General features: G+C 38.2%; 1 protein-coding gene. It reads left to right on the forward strand.

The window, feature by feature from the left end; genetic code table 11:
• Positions 1–98 precede the first annotated feature (98 nt).
• Entirely contained in the window at positions 99–1,052 is a 954-nt protein-coding gene (locus JOC28_RS10615; protein ID WP_205010637.1) for an IS30 family transposase, read from the forward strand.
• Positions 1,053–1,071 lie beyond the last annotated feature (19 nt).

The raw sequence follows: 1,071 nt of genomic DNA on the forward strand, positions 1-1,071 counted from the left end.
AGAAAGTTCTAAAATGAAGTTAGCCAGTCGAAAGTATAAAAAAACATCTCAGAGAGATATAATGTAGTCACCACAACAAACACTATAAGGACTCTGAGATGCAAGTATATTATACACCAAAAGGGAAACATTTAACAATAACTGAACGTCGTTTGATTGAGCGTTGGCTTCAAGAGGGATATTCGCATCGCGAAATCGCTAAAAGATTGGGAAAAGCTCCTCAAACTATTAACAATGAAATCAAACGCGGTCTTGTTAGACAAGTAGTTCGTAAGGGAAAATTTAAGAAGATTTACTCAGCAGAATTTGCTCAGAACGCTTATGAGAAGAATCGTAAACGTTCTGTGAAGCCAGTCTATTTGACCAAGGAGGTTAAAGAGAAGATTCACCACTACTGGAAACAAAAACACTCTCCTGAGATGATGGTTAAGGCTAAGAATATTCCTGTGCCAGTCTCTACAATCTATTATTGGTTTCATCAAGGGCATCTTGGCTTATCCTCTAAAGATTTACTTTATCCTAGAAAAGTGAAGGCTCCTAAGAAAACAGCTAGCCCAAACTTTAAACCTGCTGGGAAGTCTATTGAGGAGCGTCCTGAAGTTGTCAATCAACGCTTGAGAGTGGGGGACTATGAGATTGATACTGTCTTGCAAACACGGGAGAGAAATCCTTGTCTTCTAACGCTGACTGACCGAAAAACAAGGCATGAGATTATCCGATTGATTCCCAGTAAATCAGCCTCTGCTGTTAATCAAGCCTTGATTGACATTCTCAAAGAACATCCTATTAAGTCTATTACCGCCGATAATGGAACTGAATTTAGTCGTTTATCTGAGGTGTTTGATCCGGAAAATATTTACTATGCTCACCCTTATTCCTCTTGGGAACGTGGAACAAATGAAAATCACAATCGACTGATTAGACGATGGCTACCTAAAGGCAGTAAAAATGCGACCAAGAAACAGATCGCATTTATTGAAAACTGGATAAACAATTATCCTAAGAAAATACTAGGCTATAAATCTCCTAAAGATGTTTTACTAAATGGCTAACTTGCACTTGAAATTTAGC

Origin of the sequence: Streptococcus loxodontisalivarius (assembly GCF_016908645.1) — a bacterium.
In the GTDB taxonomy this organism is placed as follows: Bacteria; Bacillota; Bacilli; order Lactobacillales; family Streptococcaceae; genus Streptococcus; species Streptococcus loxodontisalivarius.